This window comes from Thalassospira marina (genome assembly GCF_002844375.1).
Lineage (GTDB): Bacteria > Pseudomonadota > Alphaproteobacteria > Rhodospirillales > Thalassospiraceae > Thalassospira > Thalassospira marina.
This window is the reverse complement of record NZ_CP024199.1, coordinates 1438106-1457014: the sequence shown is the minus strand read 5'-3', so window position 1 is coordinate 1457014 and position 18909 is coordinate 1438106. Positions and strand designations below refer to the sequence as shown.

The following is an 18909-nucleotide window of genomic DNA, read 5'->3' as shown; positions in this document are numbered from 1 at the left end:
GTCTGGTTCCAGCAGGGCGGCTTTTTTGGCGGGTCGATATTGCGCACACAACACGCGACCAACGCCTGCCACCCATACAAAGAACCGCCCGCAACGCGTTCCGTTCCCAATTTAGGATTAAAAAATGTCAAATCTAGCGCCTGTATGGATGATTTCCGGCTGTTCCACCGGTTTGGGCCATGCCCTGGCAAAGGCGGTTCTGGCGGCGGGTAACCGCGCCATTTTAACCGCCCGCCGCCCCGAAACCCTGGCTGACCTTGCGGCCCGTTATCCCGAAACGGCACTTGCCGTCGAACTTGATGTCACGAAACCACAAACCATCACATCGGCGGTTACAAAGGCACAGCAGCATTTCGGCCGGATTGATGTATTGGTCAATAATGCGGGTTATGGCTACCTTGCTGCGATTGAAGAAGGCGACGATGCCGAAATCCGCGACCAGTTTGAAACCAATGTTTTTGGTGTCATCAATCTGACCAAGGCCGTTTTGCCCCTTATGCGGGCGCAGAAATCGGGCCATATCATCAATATTTCATCGATTGGCGGGCTGGTGGCCTTTGGCGCGACGGGCTATTACCACGCCACCAAATTCGCACTTGAGGCCCTTTCGGAATCTCTGTGGCATGAAACAGCGCCGCTGGGCATTAATGTTACAATCGTAGAACCCGGCCCCTTCCGAACCGACTGGGCGGGCCGGTCCATGATTGCAGCAAAAACCATTATTGATGATTACGCCGAAACAGCGGGCAAACGGCGCGAGTCCACCTTTGCCGCATCAGGCCAGCAACCGGGCGACCCGGACCGTGCCGCACAGGCCATTATTACCGCGGTTCAGGCCCCAAACCCGCCATTACGCCTGCTTTTGGGCACACTGGCCTATGATATCGCAATTAAACGCCTGACCGCCCTTCGCGATAATTTTGACCAATGGCGGGACCTGACGCTTTCGACCGACTTCCAGTAACCACCGGCACTGGTCAAACCTGCCTGCTGCATCACCAACCCTTTACAGGGAAAGCTGGCTTATACTGGGCCGATGCAGCAGGAACCGATCAATCGCCCGCAGAAGCTTGCATCCCCGCCTTTTCCCTTCTGACAGCTTGATGCTGCCAGCGGGTTAATACGCCTCCACCAAAGGCTTCGCCATCAGCGAACGGACTGTTTTTGTCCTGTTTGCAATTGGCGGGCTTGGTTCTATATTCAGGGAACGGTATCTGGTTGCTGTTTGATCAAACAACTTGCAATTAAGAACCGTTCGCGATAACGTCAGTTCCCGTAACGGATCGGGAACCGCCATGTATACGGATAGAACCTTGCTGCCCAAAGAATGCCTTCGCCTGTGTGCACTTGGGACTTTGGCCCTGTCGGACAAGCCGATCAGCTATGCCGATCTGGCCAATCAGGTCCGTCATTTCACGGCCCATATCATGGGGCCATCCCTTGATATGATGGGGTCTTCCTTGCAGCTTCTGAAGCTGGAAGGGCTGGTGCGTGAAACCTGCAGTGCGGGTGGCAAGGGCGAAGGGGAACTTTCCCTTACCGATGCGGGCCGCAGCAAGTTTAACGAACTGATGCAGGGCACATTGCGCGATACATCGGGCGAGCTTTCCCGCCTTGTCATGGCGCTCAAGATGCGGTTTTTGCATTTGCTTGATGATGAAACCCGACGTGACCAGGTTGAAATCCTGCAGGATGTTTGCGAACTGGACCTTGACCGAATACTGGCCCTGCGTGACCAGCATGAACATGATGAAGGGGCCTTCATCGGCTGGATCGACATGGAAATTGCCCGCCTGAACCAAAAACGTGCCTGGCTTGCGACCCTTGTTACCGCCTGACATACATATCCGCCCCGAACAACCCGGCGATGCCACCGCCATCCATGCCCTGACGCAACTGGCATTTGCCGGTGCGGCGCATAGCGATGGCACCGAACAGGACATTATCATCCGCCTGCGCGAGCGCGGCAAACTGGCCTGTTCACTGGTTGCCCTTCAGAGCAATGATATTGTCGGTCACATCGCCTTTTCACCCGTCACGATCGATCAGGATCAGGATCAGGATCAGTCCCAGGCAAATTCGCACTGGTATGGGCTGGGCCCCGTATCCGTCACCCCTGCCCTGCAAGGCCATGGCATTGGTGGCGCGCTGATCATGCAGGGGGTAAATCACCTGCAAACGGGATTACAGGCTGGCGGCTGTGTGGTGCTGGGCGATCCGGCCTATTATGGCAAGTTCGGTTTTGCACCGTCCCCTGTGCTGACCTTTCCGCACGCACCGGCGGAATATTTCATGATCCGGTCGTTTGATGGCGCAATTCCCACCGGCATCGTGCATTACGACGCTGCCTTTGGCGTTTAAGGACCGGCCCCCGGTTTTCTCGCCCCCTTCGATACCGTTCCCTTATCGCCATCATCGCGCACGACGATACGTCGCCCCCGTCACAGCCAATTAAACCAATTCGCCGGTTACCGGCGTTATCTGACGCTTTCCTAACTCAAACTCCGCTGGTTTAAATTTAGGGGGTGGCCGCAAACCGCGTTGGTCCGCCATGCGGACCTTCCGAACATTCGCTGCGATATCGCACACAGCAGCCAATTCAAGTTTCGCGGCCTCGCCAACCGGGCCACCCAAAGCGCAGCGCCGCCCTGTTTAGCCAGGGCGGCGCGATATCGGGCTGCATTTGACCCTAGAGCCTTGCGCGCATTCCCGGAATTAGAGATCGCTTGAGACCCGCCAGAAGTCGATATTGCCATCTTTGGCATACAACTCGATCTCGGCCAGTTCCTCTGCCTGAAACTCCATATTTTCAAGCGCGCTGAGAGAATTGTCGAGCTGGTCGACCGTCCGTGCGCCGATAAGCGCCGACGTCACCCGACTATCGCGCAAAGTCCAAGCGATAGCCATTTGTGCCAGCGTCTGACCACGCCGTTCGGCAATCGTGTTGAGCGAACGAATGCGTCCAACAATTTCATCGGTGATCAAACTTTTGTCGAACCCGCCACGTCCGGCGCGGGCGTTATCAGGCACACCGTGAAGGTATTTGTTGCTGAGCAGGCCCTGAGCCAACGGTGAAAAGGCGATGCACGCCGTTCCCAAATCCTCGAGCGTGTCGAGAAGCCCATGTTCGATACGCCGGTTGAACATCGAATAGTTAGGCTGGTGGATAAAGAGCGGCACACGTTCTTCGCGCAGCAATGCGGCGGCCTTGCGCGTCAGTTCGGGCGAGTAGCTTGAAATGCCAATATAGAGGGCCTTGCCCTGCCGGTGCAGGTGCGCAAGGGCGCCCATGGTTTCCTCAAGCGGCGTCGTCGGATCAACGCGGTGTGAGTAGAAGATATCAACATAGTCGAGACCCATCCGGTGAAGAGACTGGTCAAGGCTTGCAATCAGGTATTTCCGGCTGCCGCCGATCCCGCCATAGGGCCCGTCCCACATCTGCCAGCCCGCCTTGGTGGAGATGATCATTTCATCCCGGTGGCTGGAGAAGTCGCTTGCGAGTACCTCGCCAAAGAGGCTTTCGGCCGATCCCGGCGGCGGGCCGTAATTGTTGGCAAGATCGAAATGCGTGATGCCGCGGTCGAATGCGCGACGCAAGATCGCAGTCGCCATATCGCGATCATCGTTGCCGCCGAAATTTTGCCACAGGCCAAGCGAAATCGCTGGAAGGTCAATTCCGCTATTGCCTGCGCGACGGTAGGTCATCGTGCCCTGGTATCGGTCCGATGCGGGTTGGTAGGTCATCTTGTCATCCTTGTCATTGCGACGAACTTTTATTGAGGACAAGATAGTCACGGGAGTTTCTTAAGGCGACGGTGAGCGACGCCAATGCGTCATTGAGAATTTCTCAACAATATTCCGACCAGGGCCGGAATTTGGCATGTGCGGTTTCAAGCACCAAGAGCGGAAAGACCCTGCCCCTTCCGCATGAAGTTGATGAGTTCGCGCAACCCCGGCGGGGTCTGGCGACGGCTCGGGTAGTAAATGGTGAAGGGCGGCCCTTCAGAGGCCCATCCCTCCAGAACGACACGCAGGCGGCCATCCTGGAGTTCGCGGCGCACTGCTGTCTCAAGGACATAGGCAAAGCCCAACCCCTCGAGCGCCATTGCGATGATCTGCGCTGTTCCATTCGCCCGCACCGGACCACGGACCGCCAAACGTGTCATGGTGGGATTGTTGCCGAGTTCCCAGGAGTAGGAATTTCCATCTCCAAGCTCGATTTCGATACATGGGAGCTTGAGCAGGTCTTCTGGTGTCGATGGCAACCCGACGGCGTCGATCAACGCGTCGGTGCCCACGACGATCCATCGCGTGGGCGCGCTGAGGGCGACACCGACCATGTCGAGGGGCACGCGGTCGCCATAGCGTATGCCGGCATCAAAGCCGCCAGCAACCACGTCTACCATCAGGTCATCCGCGTGAATTTCAAGCTTAACGTCGGGAAAAGCCTTTGAGTATCGGGCAAGAACCGGGGTGACAAGCAACTGTACGGCATCCTGCAGAACGTTGATCCTCAGGCGGCCTGCTGGATTTTCTCGCTGCCGTGCCAGCGACGTCAGGGCTTCGTCGATCGTGGCAAATCCTGCTGTCAACTGCTCGGCCAGACGCTCTCCTGCGACGGTCGCAGCAAGCGAACGACTCGTTCGGTTTAGAAGCCGCACACCGACTTGATCCTCCAGTTTACGCATACGATGGCTCAAAGCCGAGACACTGACCCCCAATTCCAACGCAGCGCGCTTCATGCTGCCATGCATCAGAATGGTCACGAAGATATCGAGGTCGGCGAGAAGGGCTCGGTCTCGATTGCGCATGCATCATCCTTTCATGGGTCAAACAATTGCGGCCGCACAGGTCTGCGCCGCAACAAAGTTGGCCGGGGGTTATCAGAAAATGCCAATCCCGGTCAGCGTCCATGTTCCGTTGTGCCAGAGCAGGATCGTTGCAACAATTATTCCACAATGTCGCTGGGATTTGGAACGGCAAGTTTGGGCGCAAAGCAGACCTTTGCGCGACATCTGGTTTACGATGCTGCCTTTGGCGTTTAAGGACCGGCACCCGGTTTTACCGTCCCCTTCGATACTGTTCCCTTTTCGCCTTCATGCCGCACCACGGTACGTCGCACGCCGGTCAAAACCAGCGAGCGCCAATTCGCCTGTTACCGGCGTTATCTGATGCTTTGCTAACTCAACCCCCGCTGGTTTAAATTTATCGACCCACAAATTTCCAGACATGTTTGACCATAACCGGCAGAGACGCTAGTGTTCTGTTTTTGCAAAATATTGCCTTGATTACGTGACCAATTGGCAATTCGCCTGTTTATGTGCCTGTTTTTGAAAGAGCGTAAAGTTGTCCCATCCTGACGCAGCAGTTGAACAAGACACGTCTTACGAGCCCAAGCAGACTTTCGGTACTGACGGCATCAACCCGATGGACAGACCCAGCCGCATTACCCGGTTTTTCATGGGCATTGTTTCCTGGGCTGAAGGGCTGAATTACAAATACGCCAAGCTGGGCAATCCGCCGGTTTACGATAACGCGACATTTCCCTGGGCAGCCGAAATTGAAAAGGAATGGCCCGCCATCCGCAAGGAACTGGAACAGGTGTTGCAACGTCAGGCCGACCTGCCATCCTTTCAGGATATTTCAACCGATGTGAAAACCATTTCGACCGACAATCACTGGAAAACCTTTTTCCTGCTTGGTTTTGGCGTGAAATCGGAAAAGGCGGTGCAAAGCTGCCCGGAAACATGGCGCATCGTTAATAAGATCCCCGGCCTGAAAACAGCGATGTTTTCCATTTTTGAACCCGGCAAACATCTGCCGCCCCATCGTGGCCCCTATAACGGGGTGCTGCGCATGCATCTGGGCCTGATCGTGCCGGAACCGGCCGACAAACTGGCGATCCGTGTTGATAAACAGGTCTGCCATTGGGAAGAAGGCAAGGTCCTGATTTTTGATGATGCCTATGAACATGAAGCCTGGAACCACACGGATAAAACCCGTGTTGTCCTGTTTGTCGATTTTGAGAAACCGCTTAAATTCCCGGCCCTGCTGGTTCACAAAATCCTGATGAACCTTGCCATTTTCACGCCGTTCCTGCGCGAAGGGCTTGATAACCACAAGGAATGGGAAAAGAAATTCTACGCCGAGGCTGAAAAACTGCGCAACCAGCCCAAGGCGTGACGCATAAGGCACCTTTGCCAGTTCCTGCCCTGCCAACGGGGCCAGTACAAAACAAAACCCCGAACCGCTAATGGTTCGGGGTTTTGTTTTGGCAATTGCGTTAAAGCCCTTTGCCGTTGATACGGCGCAAACCGCTTAATAAAGATGCTGCCCGCCGGTCACGAAAATTTCGGTGCCGGTGACGTAACCGGATTCATCACCGACAAGGTAATGCACGGCGGCGGCAACATCCTCGGGCGTGCCCATGCGGTTCATGGGGATACGCGGGACCAGTGCCTCATATTCCGGCGAGATCATGGATGTTTTAATCTCGCCCGGTGCGACCGCATTCACCCGTACGCCAAGTTCGGCAAATTCCACCGCCATTTCACGGGTCAGCCCGGAAAGGGCCGCCTTTGATGTTGAATAGGCAGAACCGGCAAAGGGATGCACATAATGCCCCGCGATCGAGGTGATATTGCAAATCGCCCCCTTGCCGCGATGCAGGGCCGCGGCGAAACCACGCGCCAATGTTAACGGTGTAAAGAAGTTGATCTCGAACACATCGCGCCACCCGGCGAGATCCCCATTCAGGCAGCCCAGCCGTTCCTTGTAGGGGGTTTTGGGCGACACGCCGGCATTATTGACCAGCGCATGAAGCGGGTCATCGCCCAAAACCTCGTTGGCCTGGGCAATAAACATGTCGACATCTTCGGGTTTGGACAGGTCCGCCTTGATGTGGATGCCCTGCGAGGGGTCACGCGGGCAACTGGGCGGTGGGGCTTCACGCGAACAGCAAATTACCCGCCAGCCACGCCGGGCAAAATAACCAACCGTTACATGGCCGATCCCGCGGCTGGCCCCGGTCAGAACAACGGTTTTTGGTGCGGTGGCGTTGCTCATATATGGTTTCCTTGCTGATGGCGACATGCTGCGCCGTTTATATCACGAAAGCCTTTTGCGTATAGACGGCATCCCGCCCCAATATCCTGTCAGGCCAAAGGATAATCAGCAGGCATTCGGGTCCGCATTGATGTATCCTGCCGATATAGGCCAAATTTGCCGCTACCGCCACCGCACGACAAACGGAAACCGGAAATATATGTGCAGCCGCTTTGACCTGAATGACGATATCCGCGCCTTTCAGGTGCGCCTGGCACTGGATATGGAAAAAATCATCCGCCATGTGCCGGACCCCTATGGCAGGGCAACCGGCGAAATTGCCGAACCCGGCCATTATGCGCCCCACGATGCACCCGATGATTTTTCACGGCATGAAAATACAAAGGCCAACGGCCAACAGGGCGATTTCAGCCCATCAGGCGACGCACGGGACAACGCAAAGTCCAATGATAGCAACGCTGGTTCGGGTGAAACGGGCGATAACGGTGATGATGGCAATGATGGGGGAGATGATGGGGGAAATGCTGAAAACGATCCCACCTTTTATGGCCTTTCGGGCATTCGCCGCCCGACAGACCCGGTGGCGGTTATTGTCCCGGCATGGTCATTGGGCACGCGCCGCTGGGGGTTGCCACGGCCCGTACAGGCCCAAAACATGGCTGGCAGCGGCAACAATGCCCCGCTGATCAATGCCCGGTCGGAAACGCTGGATCAAAAACCAACCTTTCGGCCACTTTTGCAGCGCCGCTGTCTGGTCCCGGCAACGGGATGGTATGAATGGCGCAAGGAGGGGCGAAACCGGCACAAAAACCACATCACCCTGCCCGATCATCAGCCGTTTTTATTTGCCGGGCTGGAAAACGGAACGGATGTGGTGATTATTACCTGCGCACCAGCCGGGTCGATTGCGCATATCCATGACCGGATGCCCGCCATTATTGGCCCCAACCACCTGCATCACTGGCTGGATGCCAAGCGGCCTTTTGCTGCTGTGCGGCACATGCTGGGGCCTGTCCCCGATGGCATATTGCATTGGGAAGAACAGGAACCGGAAAACGCGCAATCCAACAGCCGACGGGCAGAAGACACCAGCCAGATGGACCTGTTTTAGAAAGTTTGATACGCCGTAAAAACCGGAAAACGGGACTTTGGACCAAAAGCCTTTTGGCCCTGCTGCACCAGCAATGGAAAGGCTGGTTTATTCGGCGTCGGTATCGTTGGCACCGCAGGGTGCAACAACATCAACAACCCGATGAGACGTGCGCGCAAATACCGCCCCCAGATCGGGCAGTTGCGCAGTTTCAGCAATTTCAGAAGCCAGTTCTTCGGACATTGCGGCGAAATCGATTACATCGCGCAAAGACAACATTGGGATCACCCCTTGCCAGACATTTCTCCAGGACGAAAACCGCCCACTAACCCTAATAAGACTTTTTTTTGTAATATTTGATCAAAGCCTGATCCTTTTTCTTCGCAGGCGCAACAAAAAAAGGCGCAGAAAACTGCGCCTTTTTCTGGTCAGAAACCCTGTATTTCGAATTTCTGATGAAGTTTCAATATGATGGATGACGTTTGCGTCAATGCATTATCCACAGGGGCAATGCACATTTTGCCAGCATATCCTGGGTCACACCGCCCAAAATCATTTCCTTGAAGCGCGAATGGCTGTACGCCCCCAGAACAACGCTGTCCGCGCCGCACTTTTGCGCTGCATCCATCAGGGCGGCGGCAACGTTGGGCTGTTCAGGGCGCAAATCGACATTGGCCTGTACGCCGTGCCAGACAAACTGGTCAGCCAGTGCCTGCGCCGTTGCGCGGCCATGTGGCACCTCGCCAACGCTGACAATGGTGATTTCGCTGGCCTGGCGCAAAAGCGGCATGGATGACGTTACCGCACGGGCAGACTCGACCCCGCCATTCCAGGCAATCATCACCTTTGACCCCACATCATTGGGCACGGTTTCCGGTGCCACCAGCAACGGGCGGCCGGTTTCCATCAGGCAGGCATCAAAGGTAAGCGACGCGGCGGCTTCGCGCGGGTCGCGCCCGATCACCACCAGGTCGAACAGGCGGCCACGGCGGGCAACGGTTTCGTCCTCGCGCCCGTCATCGCGGCGCCAGGCGCAGGTGGGTTGCAGGGTGGCGCGCGGGGCGTCGGCCTCGTCAATGCCGGCGGCCTGGCGGGCTGCCAGATAGGCCGCCTCGGCATTTGCCAGGCGTTTTTTGGTTTCCTTTTCAGCAGCCCCCATCATTTCTTCAATGATCAGGCCGGACATGCCTTCACCCACAATGGGAATAACATCCTGGGGTTCGGGGGCAACAAACAGAACTTCCAGATGCGCATCAAAGCGCCGGGCGGCACTGAAGGCCAGCGCAAGAACCCGCCGGTCCATTTCCGATCCAGCAACCGGAGCCAAAATCGTACGTACAGCCATGGTATAAATACCCCATATTCGTTTGAACCTGATACATCTGCCATCCTGGCGGGCGGGACTTTCTAAACAGGATCGCAGGCACCCTTGATAACGGCAGTCTGTCGTCAAAAAGCCATGTCGTCTTTGTCAGAAATCAAAACTTTCGAATTTCTCAAATTTTCGTTCCAAAGCAGTGGCATGGCAATTGTCAGATGCAATATTGCCTTTTGGGTTGGTCGTCCCAATCTTCAAAGCATGGACAAAACGGCCCAGCCAGTACAAGAAAGAACAGCCAGACAGTTACATCAAATTCCGTTTTAATTTTGACGCGACGACCAAAACTATATCATTTGGGTGCATGCCCATAAACATGATCGATCCGGAATGCGGATTCACGCGCCGAAAGGCAAAGACCAGAACAAATGAATTATAACGAACTCTACGATAATGCGCTTGAGGCTTCCGAATTTCTGAAATCGCTGGGCAACCAGTGGCGCCTGATGATTTTGTGCTCGCTGGGCGAAACGGAAAAGTCGGTGGGAACGCTTGAAGGCGAATTGCAGTTAAAACAGTCCGCCCTGTCGCAGCATCTGGCGCGCCTGCGTCGCGATGGCCTGGTAAAAACCCGTCGTGATGCTCAAACCATCTATTATTCGATCAAGGACCCCAATGTGATGAAGGTGATCCTTGTCCTGCAGGAAGCGTTCTGCCCGCCTGCCAAATCGTAAGGAACGGACAAACCATTACGGACCTGCCCGCCCCAAACAGGATAAATTTTACGGAAACAGCTTTTCAACCAGCCAGCCGGTGCCTTCAGCATCGCGGGTGTAAAGCTGGCGGTCATGCAGGCGGAAGGTGCCTTCGGACCAGAATTCGATCCGGTCCGGGACAAGACGAAAACCACCCCAATGATCCGGGCGCGGCACCTTGCCAAAACCGAATTTGGCGGTAAATTCCGCCACCCGTTTTTCAAGATCAAACCGGCCTGCCATCGGGCGGGACTGGGTCGATGCCCAGGCGCCAATCTGGCTGCCGCGCGCGCGTGACTGGAAATATTCATCCGACTCGGCTGCACTTACCTTATTGGTCGGCCCTTCGATGCGGACACAGCGTTCGAGTTTCTTCCAGTGAAAGCACAAGGCGGCATAGGCATTTTCGCCAAGCTGCGTTCCCTTGCGGCTTTCATAATTAGTATAAAAAACAAACCCTTCAGGATCAAAATCCTTAAGCAGCACAATGCGTGCCGAGGGGCGGCCCTGGGCATCGGCGGTGGCCAGGGTCATGGCATCGGGATAGGCATCTTCCTTGTTTTTTGCCTCCCGGAACCATACATCAAAAAGATCGAATGGATCATTGTGGGCCACATGCCCAATTTTTGTCGTAATTTTTTCGTCCATTACCCTAAACGGTCCTTTTACAACGTATTTTGGCTCAACTGGTTGGCATCTTGCGACAGACAGGATCACACGACAAGACCAGTCCGCCAAACACATACATATCGGTTGGGACAGTAAAGACAAGGTAGGCATGAATATAATGAAAGCACGCTTTTTTATCATCCCCGTAATGCTCGGCACTTTTGTGTTGGCTGGTTGTGCGGAAAACCAGGGAACGAAGCAGACCGCAGGCGGCCTTCTGGGCGCAGTTGGCGGTGCCGTTGCCGGCGCACAATTCGGCAAGGGCAAAGGCCAGCTTGTGGGCGTGGCACTGGGGACACTTGCCGGTGCCATGATTGGTAGCGAAATCGGCAAGTCGCTTGACAATGCCGACCGCGCCATGATGCGCAACACCACCCAGCACACCCTTGAAACCGCCCCGGTCGGCCAGACAAGCAGCTGGACCAACCCTGATAGCGGCCATTCGGGCACCATCACCCCGACACGCACCTATCAGAAAGCGGAAACCGAACAATATTGCCGCGAATACCAGCAGACCGTCATGATTGGCGGCGAAGAACAGAAAGCCTTTGGCACGGCATGCCGCCAGCCCGATGGCACCTGGAAAGTCGTCAATTAAGACCGACACGGCTTTGACAAAACGGCGCAGCGCATCAGGCCTGCGCCGTTTTTCTTATGGCGGACAAAACATCGAAAACCGTGCTGAAAATACTTCTGATCGCGGTCAAGACCCGCTAATAATATCAAAGATTCCGGTCATGGGGCCGGTCCAATGTTTCACCTTTTCCAACCAGGCTGGCAATGCAGGACCCATACAAGATCCTTGGCGTAACCAAAACGGCCTCGCAGGACGAGATTAAAAAAGCCTATCGCAAACTTGCGCGTGAATTGCATCCGGACCTTCATCCGAACGATGCCAAAATCGAAGAACGCTTTAAAAAGGTATCGGCGGCCTATCATCTGTTAGGGGATGCCGATCGTCGTAAAAAATACGACAATGGCGAAATCGATGCCGATGGCCGCGACACAGGCCCGTTTGGCCGTGCGGGTGCCGGTGCAGGCGGCTATCGCAGTTCGGCAGGTGGTGGCGATCCGTTCGGTTTTGGCGGCGGCAGCGCCGAAGACATTTTCGATGAAATTTTTGGCAACCGTGCGGGTGCGCGTGGCGGTTTTGGCGGCCAACAGCGCAATACACGGGTCAAAGGCCCGAATATCAGCTACGAGCTGAGCCTTGAGCTGAAAGATGCCCTGCTGGGCACCACCAAACGCATCAACCTTGCCAGTGGCAAGCAGCTTGAAGTTCGCATTCCGCCGGGCAGTGAAGATGGCCAGACCCTGCGCCTGAAAAACCAGGGCATGGCAGGCATGAATGGTGGTGAAGCCGGTGATGCCCTGATCAAACTGCATGTTCACGCCGATCAGCAGTTCCGCCGCGAAGGCAATGACCTGCATTGCGACATGGCAATTTCGCTTGGCGAGGCAATCGTTGGGGGGTCGATCGAGGTTCAGACCATCGATGGCAAGGTATCGATGAAATTGCCTGCCAATGCCAATAGCGGCACCACATTGCGCCTGCGCGGCAAAGGTGCGCCCTATAACCGGGGCGACAAGCGAGGCGATCAATATGTGCATCTGACCGTCAAGCTGCCGGAAAAGCGTGACCAGGAACTGATCGATTTCATCGAAAAATGGTCGCGCGAACATCCCTATTCCGCGCGGTAATTTACCCCCATCGCGCCAAAACCACACAGGGCCGTTACAGACTGGTTTGTAACGGCCCTTTATTTGTTAAATCTGCCAAACAGAATGGATGCCACCATGACCACCCGTTTCATCTGGACCGGCCCGCATGATGCAAAAACAGCCATTCTGTTTGCCCATGGCGCCGGCACGCCGATGGACAGCCCCTTTATGGCCGATATGGCCGAAAAACTGGGGAATAAGGGATACCGCGTTGGCCGGTTTGAATTTCCCTATATGGTCAAACGCCGCGACGATGGCAAAAAACGCCCACCCGACCGCGCACCAGCCCTGATGGACGCCTTTCAAACCGCCATTGCCGATGCCAACATCACACCTGGGAATAAACTGGTAATCGCCGGAAAATCCATGGGCGGGCGCATTGCCAGCATGATTGCCGATACGGCCGGGGTCCATGCCCTGCTGTGCCTGGGTTATCCGTTTCATCCGACCGGCAAACCCGACAAACCGCGCACCGACCATTTAAAGACCCTGACGACACCAAGCCTGATTTGCCATGGCACACGCGACCCGTTTGGCAGCCCCGATGAAATTGCGGGCTATGACCTGTCACCAGCCATCCGCCTGCACTGGGTGGCCGATGGCAACCATGATTTTACCCCGCGCAAGGCATCGGGCCGCACGCAGGACCAAAACCTTGATGAGTGCGCTGCTGCCATTGACCATTTCCTGCAATCCCTGCCCGGCTGAGCCCCTGTTACCAGAGCGGAGCGCCTGCGAATATCTGATCACCTGACGATTAAAGTGGGTCGCCCCCGACAGAGTGCGCCCTGCCCCAACAGAGTGCCCCGTACCCTGTTGATGTTCCTCTGCCCTGCTGCAGTTTTTAATTGCACCAATTATATTAGCATTGCAGAAAATACAAAGGCATGCGCGAATTTCTCACACCCTTTGTGCTTGCCGCTCAATTACACCTTGTATTTGAAAATTCCCTACCGCCACAAAGGAAAGCCCCATGCATCGCCAGCGTATTCGCCATCCCAAATTTCAGGAACGTGTTGTCAGCGCCGAAGAAGCGGCCGCTCTGATCAAGGATGGCATGGTTGTTGGCATGAGCGGCTTTACCCGCGCGGGCGAGGCAAAGGCCGTACCAATGGCGCTGGCCGAGCGGGCAAAGACCCATCCCCTGAAAATCACGCTGATGACCGGGGCGTCGCTTGGCAATGACCTGGACCGGACCCTGGCCGAGGCCCATGTGATGACGCGCCGCATCCCCTTTCAGGCCGATCCGGGCTTGCGCAAGGCCATCAATGCTGGCGAGGTGATGTTTATTGACCAGCACCTTTCCGAAACGGTTGAGCAGCTTCGCACCGATCAGATACCGGGCATCGACATTGCCGTGGTCGAGGCGGTTGCCATCACCGAACAGGGCGGCATCATTCCGACCACATCGGTTGGCAATTCGGCCAGTTTTGCCATTCTCGCCAAAAAGGTGATTGTCGAAATCAACCTGTCGCAATCCGAAACGCTGGAAGGATTGCACGATATTTACATCCCTTCGCGTCGCCCAACGCGCCAGCCGATCCCGGTTGTTTCCCCCGAAAGCCGGGTGGGTTTTCCGTTTATCCCGGTTGATCCCAACAAAATCGCAGCCATTGTCGTTACCCGCAAACTTGACAGTTCATCAACCGTTCTGCCGCCCGATGACGACACCCGTTCCATTGCCGGACATCTGGCCGATTTTCTGAAATTTGAGGTCAAAAAAGGCCGCCTGACCAATGAATTACAGCCCCTGCAGGCCGGTATTGGCACCATTGCCAATGCCGTGATGCATGGCTTTATCGATACGCCGTTTCACGGTCTTAAAATGTATTCCGAGGTGCTACAGGATTCGACCTTTGACCTGTTTGATGCGGGCAAACTTGATTTTGCATCGGGTTCATCCATCACGCTGTCGCAACCACGCTATGAACAGGTGATTGCCGATCTTGCCCGCTATAAACACCAGTTGATCCTGCGTCCCCAGGAAATCAGCAACCATCCCGAAGTCATCCGGCGTTTGGGGCTTATCTGCATCAATACCGCGCTGGAATTTGATATTTACGGCAATGTCAATTCCACCCATGTCGGCGGCACCCACATGATGAATGGCATTGGCGGGTCCGGCGATTTTGCCCGCAATGGCCATATGTCGATCTTTGTGACCAAATCCATCGCCAAAGACGGCAAAATCTCCAGCGTGGTGCCGATGGTCAGCCATGTTGACCATACCGAACATGATGTTGATATCCTGATCACGGAAACCGGCCTGGCCGACCTGCGTGGCCTGGCCCCGCGCGAACGGGCCCAAACCATTATCGCCAATTGTGTGCATCCCACCTATCGGGTGGAACTGACCGATTATTTCAATCGCGCCGTTGCCCGGGGCGGCCATACCCCGCACCTGATCGAAGAAGCCTTTTCATGGCACAACAATTTCCGCCTGCATGGCACCATGAAACCCTGATCACCCGGCAACAAAGCCCTTTAGCGCGTCTGGCATGGAATGATTTCCCGTGCCAGACCATCCAAATGCGCCACGCCAGCACCCAGGTTACTGTTTTGGCTGAATTTCTGAGCCAGAATGTTATGATCACCGTATAGGATACGTTAAGCGCCCGAATAAACCGGCATAAGACCGGGCCATTCACACAGGGCGGATCATTTCAGTCGGGCGGGCATGGATGGACGGTTTCTGGCAATCTGACCGAATAGTGGCGTGGCTTGAACAGGCCCTTAACTGGGTAGAAGCCAACCTTCTGCTTGTTCCCATTTTATTGCAAATTGCGGCGGTCGCGCTTGCGGCGGTACCGGCAGTGTTGCTGGCAAAGCCGGTGGCACGGCTGCTGTCGCGATTGCAAAACTGGCATGGGCTAAGCCACATTCCAGGCTTGCGGCGGTTTTGCGCCACCCTGCCCGGCCTGTCCTTTCCGCTGGTATTTGTTCTGATTGTCTGGGTTCTTGATGGCATCGCCACCCAGGCGCCCTATCCGCATAATGTGCTGCGGCTGGTTGCCAGCCTGCTGAATGCCTGGATTTTCATTCGCCTTGCCAGCGCCTTTATGAATGACCCGGTCTGGGGCCGGACCATTGCCATTATCGCCTGGAGCATCGCCGCCCTTAACATTGTTGGCCTGCTTACCCCGACCATCGATATGCTTGATGGCATCGCCATTGAACTGGGCAGTGTCCGTGTGTCGGTTTACGGGCTGATCAAGGCCGTGCTGTCGCTGGCGATTTTGTTGTGGGTGGCATCCTTTGCATCGCATCTGTTTGAACAGCGCATTAATCGTGTGCACCGACTAACGCCTTCTGTGCAGGTGCTGCTGGTCAAACTTTTAAAAATTGTGCTGCTATCCATCGCGGTCTTTTTCGCCCTGTCGACAATTGGCGTGGATTTAACGGCACTGGCCGTCTTTGGTGGTGCGGTTGGTGTGGGGATCGGCCTTGGCCTGCAACGCATTGTTGCCAACCTGATCAGCGGGTTGATTCTGCTGCTGGATCGGTCGATCAAACCCGGCGATGTCATTGCCATTGGCGATACCTTTGGCTGGATCCAGTCGCTTGGCGCACGCTATACCGCCGTTCGCACCCGTGATGGCACCGAGTTTCTGATTCCCAACGAAGACCTGATCACCAATCAGGTCGAAAACTGGAGCCACACTGACGTTCAGCTACGCCTGAAAGTCCCGGTCGGCATTTCCTATAACAATGACCCGCGTCAGGCGATTGCGCTTTGCAATGCTGCGGCGGCGCGCTGCAAACGGGTACTTGAAACACCCGGCCCCAACACGCTGTTGCGCGGCTTTGGCGATAATTCGGTTGATCTTGAAATACGTTTCTGGATCAACGACCCGCAAAACGGGCGCGGCAATATCATCAGCGAAGTGCTGCTTAATGTGTGGGACGAGTTTAAAGCCAATAATATCGAAATCCCCTTCCCGCAGCGTGACCTGCACCTGCACCCCGGCAGGCAACCTTTGCGGTTTGAGGTCAGCCAGGCTGCAAAAAATGCACCCGACGAAACCAACCGCCCACAAACCGGGGAAAGCCGTGACGATGACGGCAATACCAGCGCCTGAGTAACGCGACCTTCGCGGCGGTTGGGGCCATTGGGCGCTTTGGGGGCTTTGGGGCCATAGGGACCATTGACCCGCAGCCAAACACCGCTGCCCTGGCCCCCGCCCCCTAACCCGGGATTAAATTAGCTTTTTCTTGTTGAACTTGGCACAGGCGGATGCATCGGGTAACATCCTGTTCCCACCAGCTTTTCACAGAAAAGGCCCTCATCATGTATAAAAAAATCCTTCTTGCCTATGATGGCAGCCAGGAAGGCCGCGCGGCCCTGAAACAGGGCGCGGAACTGGCCGTTATGTGCCAGGCAGAAGTTTGCCTGCTGGCCGTTCTGGCCCCCGATATCGGCGTGATTTATGCCGAGGCAGCGGTGCCGTCCGACCTGCCGGACCGGATGCTGGCCGACATTCAGGAAAGCCTGAACGAAGGCAAGGCCAAGCTGCAGGGGATGGGGCTTTCGGTTGAAACGCGCCTTGAAAACGGTATTCCCGCCGGTGAAATTGGCCGCGTTGCCAAGGAGATCCAGTCTGATCTGATCGTAGTGGGCCACCGTGAACAAGGTGCGCTGTCGCGCTGGTGGGGTGGTTCGACGGGCGCATCGCTTTTGGCGCATGCCCCCTGTAGCATCCTGATTGCCATTGCCCCCACCACACAAATCGACGCCTGATAGATCGCCCTGCTCCAAATACCTGGCGGGCAAACGCCCAAACAAAATGCCGGCCCCAAATGGCGCCGGCATTTTTCATAGCTGCAAAAAATGGCAGCCCGTCACGCTAGTCGATCTGGCTTGTCATATCGTTATGATCAATTTCCCTGTCGCGCTTTTTGCTGTCGTCATCGTCTTTTTCAAGGGGTTCGGGCACCTTGTCGTCGGGACGCGGGCTTTGGAACAGCTCGCCAATCGACACATCAAGCAACCCTTTGCGGCTGTCTTCCAGTTCGATCAGTTTATCGCGCACCCGCATCGGCCAACCGCTTTTGACATCCACCAGCAAAAACCGGTCCTGATCTAAAAACAGGCCGAGTTTGCCCATCAGATCGCCCAGTTTCAGGCGCGATAAGTCACCCGATAACAGCCAGCGATGCTTTTCGCTGCGATCAATCAGCTTTTCCCGGCGCAAGGCGGCCAAGGCCCAGTTAAGATCACGCCCACCCATTTTCAATTCATGCAGCAGCTTGCGATAGGTTGGCGGTTTTTCGGCCTGCTGAAACCGGTTTTGCAGATATTCCAGCAATTTCAGCACGGCAATCAGGCGTTCGGTCTGGCCCGGCAAACCGCCGCGCGGGTCGGGCACCAGGCCAGCTGCCCGTGCTGCCCGCCATTCCGACCGGGCCGCAGCCACCTGCGCGCCCAGCAAAATCACCATCCAGGTCAGATACATCCAGATCAGGAAAATTGGTACGACCGCAACGGCACCATAAATCGTCTGATAGGTGGGAAAGGTGCTGACATAAAGGCCGAACCCCTTTTTTAGAAGTTCGAACAGGAAGGCCGCCACTACCCCACCAATTATGCCGTCAATCAGGACAACCGACCGGTTGGGCATACCCAAAAACAGCAGCGAAAAGGCAATGGCCGACAAAAAGAAGGGAGCAAGAAAACCCAGTTGGCCAATTTGCGCATCGAGTGCTTCGCCCCCGACAAAGTGGCGCATGGCAAAAATATAGGATGCCAGCGACAGGCTAAGCCCCAGCAACAAAGGCCCCACCGTGATCAATGCCCAAAACACCACCAGGCGCGATAACAGCTTGCGCGGTGTTGTTACCCTGAAAACATCGTTCATCACGGTTTCGATGGACCCCAGCAGCATTACAGCGGTAAAGCCCAAAACGATGGTGCCAATGGCTGTCATGCGCCCGGTATTTTTTAAAAACCCGGTCAGATAATCGGCCACTTCCGACCCGGTCTGGGGCAGGAAATTGCTAAAGATCAGGCCGGAAATCTGGTCTTTCCAGGCATCAAAAACCGGAAAAGCAGACAGCACCGTCAGCGCAATTGCCAGGAACGGCACCATCGCCAGAAGGGTGGTATATGAAAGCGCACTGGCGCGTTGCGGGGATTTGTCATGCAGAAACCGCAGAAAGGCATAACGCCAAAATCCGGTGCGGTCATCGAGCAATTTTCGCCAATTCTCCATTAAACGCTTAATCCTGTGCAATTTCCGACTATAGTAAGAACAGCAAGAGAGAGTAACGCGCCACGCAAAGATAAAACAGGC

19 protein-coding genes are annotated in these 18909 nt (G+C 55.6%); 12 read left to right on the top strand and 7 right to left on the bottom strand.

Features of this window, described 5'->3' with window-relative positions; genetic code table 11:
• Positions 1-124 precede the first annotated feature (124 nt).
• From CSC3H3_RS06570 to CSC3H3_RS06560, 3 genes are all read left to right on the top strand, one after another.
• The gene (locus CSC3H3_RS06570) at positions 125-964 is read left to right on the top strand and encodes an oxidoreductase (protein WP_101284340.1); all 840 of its coding nucleotides are present in this window, start codon (positions 125-127) and stop codon (positions 962-964) included.
• Between the two features lie 331 nt (positions 965-1295).
• Positions 1296-1838, top strand: coding sequence for a hypothetical protein (locus CSC3H3_RS06565; protein WP_101284339.1), 543 nt, complete (start codon positions 1296-1298; stop codon positions 1836-1838).
• Positions 1825-2361 (top strand): GNAT family N-acetyltransferase, encoded by a 537-nt coding sequence (locus CSC3H3_RS06560; protein WP_245881309.1) that lies wholly within the window; start codon positions 1825-1827, stop codon positions 2359-2361. Before CSC3H3_RS06565 ends, CSC3H3_RS06560 begins: the two co-directional genes overlap by 14 nt.
• Positions 2362-2715: 354 nt before the next feature.
• Here CSC3H3_RS06560 and mgrA read toward each other — a convergent pair whose 3' ends face one another.
• Both mgrA and CSC3H3_RS06545 read right to left on the bottom strand, forming a co-directional pair.
• On the bottom strand, positions 2716-3744 hold the full coding sequence (gene mgrA, locus CSC3H3_RS06550; RefSeq protein WP_101284337.1) for an L-glyceraldehyde 3-phosphate reductase: 1029 nt from the start codon (positions 3742-3744) through the stop codon (positions 2716-2718).
• Between the two features lie 146 nt (positions 3745-3890).
• Positions 3891-4811, bottom strand: a complete 921-nt coding sequence (locus CSC3H3_RS06545) for a LysR substrate-binding domain-containing protein (RefSeq protein WP_101269570.1) — start codon at positions 4809-4811, stop codon at positions 3891-3893.
• Positions 4812-5346: 535 nt separating this feature from the next.
• Here CSC3H3_RS06545 and olsC point away from each other — a divergent pair.
• On the top strand, positions 5347-6183 hold the full coding sequence (gene olsC, locus CSC3H3_RS06540; RefSeq protein ID WP_101269568.1) for an ornithine lipid ester-linked acyl 2-hydroxylase OlsC: 837 nt from the start codon (positions 5347-5349) through the stop codon (positions 6181-6183).
• Between the two features lie 135 nt (positions 6184-6318).
• On the opposite strand, the gene CSC3H3_RS06535 is transcribed toward olsC, so the two are convergent.
• Positions 6319-7065, bottom strand: a complete 747-nt coding sequence (locus CSC3H3_RS06535) for an SDR family NAD(P)-dependent oxidoreductase (RefSeq protein WP_101269566.1) — start codon at positions 7063-7065, stop codon at positions 6319-6321.
• A 199-nt stretch (positions 7066-7264) separates the two neighbouring features.
• Here CSC3H3_RS06535 and CSC3H3_RS06530 point away from each other — a divergent pair, with 199 nt between their 5' ends.
• Positions 7265-8176, top strand: coding sequence for an SOS response-associated peptidase (locus tag CSC3H3_RS06530; RefSeq protein ID WP_245881308.1), 912 nt, complete (start codon positions 7265-7267; stop codon positions 8174-8176).
• A gap of 87 nt (positions 8177-8263) precedes the next feature.
• On the opposite strand, the gene CSC3H3_RS24390 is transcribed toward CSC3H3_RS06530, so the two are convergent.
• Together CSC3H3_RS24390 and CSC3H3_RS06525 are read right to left on the bottom strand one after the other, a co-directional pair.
• Entirely contained in the window at positions 8264-8434 is a 171-nt protein-coding gene (locus CSC3H3_RS24390) for a hypothetical protein (protein ID WP_157831852.1), read from the bottom strand.
• A 208-nt stretch (positions 8435-8642) separates the two neighbouring features.
• Positions 8643-9500 carry a universal stress protein gene (locus tag CSC3H3_RS06525; protein ID WP_101269564.1) on the bottom strand — a complete coding sequence of 286 codons (858 nt, stop codon included), beginning with the start codon at positions 9498-9500 and terminating at the stop codon, positions 8643-8645.
• Positions 9501-9901: 401 nt separating this feature from the next.
• Between CSC3H3_RS06525 and CSC3H3_RS06520 the strand changes: the two genes are divergently transcribed.
• Positions 9902-10207, top strand: coding sequence for an ArsR/SmtB family transcription factor (locus tag CSC3H3_RS06520; RefSeq protein ID WP_101284336.1), 306 nt, complete (start codon positions 9902-9904; stop codon positions 10205-10207).
• Positions 10208-10255: 48 nt separating this feature from the next.
• Here CSC3H3_RS06520 and pdxH read toward each other — a convergent pair whose 3' ends face one another.
• Positions 10256-10876 carry a pyridoxamine 5'-phosphate oxidase gene (gene pdxH, locus CSC3H3_RS06515; protein ID WP_101269560.1) on the bottom strand — a complete coding sequence of 207 codons (621 nt, stop codon included), beginning with the start codon at positions 10874-10876 and terminating at the stop codon, positions 10256-10258.
• A 139-nt stretch (positions 10877-11015) separates the two neighbouring features.
• Between pdxH and CSC3H3_RS06510 the strand changes: the two genes are divergently transcribed.
• The 6 genes from CSC3H3_RS06510 to CSC3H3_RS06485 all read left to right on the top strand — a co-directional run bounded on the left by CSC3H3_RS06510 (position 11016) and on the right by CSC3H3_RS06485 (position 17357).
• The gene (locus CSC3H3_RS06510; RefSeq protein ID WP_101269558.1) at positions 11016-11495 is read left to right on the top strand and encodes an RT0821/Lpp0805 family surface protein; all 480 of its coding nucleotides are present in this window, start codon (positions 11016-11018) and stop codon (positions 11493-11495) included.
• A gap of 182 nt (positions 11496-11677) precedes the next feature.
• Positions 11678-12598: a DnaJ C-terminal domain-containing protein gene (locus CSC3H3_RS06505; protein WP_101269556.1), complete on the top strand. Its 921-nt coding sequence runs from the start codon at positions 11678-11680 to the stop codon at positions 12596-12598.
• A 96-nt stretch (positions 12599-12694) separates the two neighbouring features.
• Positions 12695-13327 (top strand): alpha/beta family hydrolase, encoded by a 633-nt coding sequence (locus tag CSC3H3_RS06500; protein WP_101286132.1) that lies wholly within the window; start codon positions 12695-12697, stop codon positions 13325-13327.
• 265 nt (positions 13328-13592) lie between these two features.
• Complete coding sequence (gene scpC / locus CSC3H3_RS06495; RefSeq protein WP_101284335.1) at positions 13593-15083, top strand: succinyl-CoA:acetate CoA-transferase ScpC; 1491 nt, start codon at positions 13593-13595, stop codon at positions 15081-15083.
• Between the two features lie 247 nt (positions 15084-15330).
• Positions 15331-16698, top strand: coding sequence for a mechanosensitive ion channel family protein (locus CSC3H3_RS06490; RefSeq protein ID WP_245881307.1), 1368 nt, complete (start codon positions 15331-15333; stop codon positions 16696-16698).
• Between the two features lie 209 nt (positions 16699-16907).
• Positions 16908-17357: a universal stress protein gene (locus CSC3H3_RS06485; protein ID WP_101284333.1), complete on the top strand. Its 450-nt coding sequence runs from the start codon at positions 16908-16910 to the stop codon at positions 17355-17357.
• A gap of 106 nt (positions 17358-17463) precedes the next feature.
• On the opposite strand, the gene CSC3H3_RS06480 is transcribed toward CSC3H3_RS06485, so the two are convergent.
• Positions 17464-18828, bottom strand: a complete 1365-nt coding sequence (locus CSC3H3_RS06480) for a YihY family inner membrane protein (RefSeq protein WP_101284332.1) — start codon at positions 18826-18828, stop codon at positions 17464-17466.
• Positions 18829-18909 lie beyond the last annotated feature (81 nt).

What these genes read in the sequence shown, in the direction of transcription:
- CSC3H3_RS06535 (WP_101269566.1), bottom strand. Translation starts at nt 7,065, where the DNA reads ATGAGCAACGCCACCGCACCAAAAACCGTTGTTCTGACCGGGGCCAGC.
- CSC3H3_RS06510 (WP_101269558.1), top strand. Translation starts at nt 11,016, where the DNA reads ATGAAAGCACGCTTTTTTATCATCCCCGTAATGCTCGGCACTTTTGTG.
- CSC3H3_RS06505 (WP_101269556.1), top strand. Translation starts at nt 11,678, where the DNA reads ATGCAGGACCCATACAAGATCCTTGGCGTAACCAAAACGGCCTCGCAG.
- CSC3H3_RS06520 (WP_101284336.1), top strand. Translation starts at nt 9,902, where the DNA reads ATGAATTATAACGAACTCTACGATAATGCGCTTGAGGCTTCCGAATTT.
- CSC3H3_RS06485 (WP_101284333.1), top strand. Translation starts at nt 16,908, where the DNA reads ATGTATAAAAAAATCCTTCTTGCCTATGATGGCAGCCAGGAAGGCCGC.
- CSC3H3_RS06480 (WP_101284332.1), bottom strand. Translation starts at nt 18,828, where the DNA reads ATGGAGAATTGGCGAAAATTGCTCGATGACCGCACCGGATTTTGGCGT.
- scpC (WP_101284335.1), top strand. Translation starts at nt 13,593, where the DNA reads ATGCATCGCCAGCGTATTCGCCATCCCAAATTTCAGGAACGTGTTGTC.
- CSC3H3_RS24390 (WP_157831852.1), bottom strand. Translation starts at nt 8,434, where the DNA reads ATGTTGTCTTTGCGCGATGTAATCGATTTCGCCGCAATGTCCGAAGAA.
- CSC3H3_RS06530 (WP_245881308.1), top strand. Translation starts at nt 7,265, where the DNA reads ATGTGCAGCCGCTTTGACCTGAATGACGATATCCGCGCCTTTCAGGTG.
- pdxH (WP_101269560.1), bottom strand. Translation starts at nt 10,876, where the DNA reads ATGGACGAAAAAATTACGACAAAAATTGGGCATGTGGCCCACAATGAT.
- mgrA (WP_101284337.1), bottom strand. Translation starts at nt 3,744, where the DNA reads ATGACCTACCAACCCGCATCGGACCGATACCAGGGCACGATGACCTAC.
- CSC3H3_RS06525 (WP_101269564.1), bottom strand. Translation starts at nt 9,500, where the DNA reads ATGGCTGTACGTACGATTTTGGCTCCGGTTGCTGGATCGGAAATGGAC.
- CSC3H3_RS06545 (WP_101269570.1), bottom strand. Translation starts at nt 4,811, where the DNA reads ATGCGCAATCGAGACCGAGCCCTTCTCGCCGACCTCGATATCTTCGTG.
- CSC3H3_RS06570 (WP_101284340.1), top strand. Translation starts at nt 125, where the DNA reads ATGTCAAATCTAGCGCCTGTATGGATGATTTCCGGCTGTTCCACCGGT.
- CSC3H3_RS06500 (WP_101286132.1), top strand. Translation starts at nt 12,695, where the DNA reads ATGACCACCCGTTTCATCTGGACCGGCCCGCATGATGCAAAAACAGCC.
- CSC3H3_RS06565 (WP_101284339.1), top strand. Translation starts at nt 1,296, where the DNA reads ATGTATACGGATAGAACCTTGCTGCCCAAAGAATGCCTTCGCCTGTGT.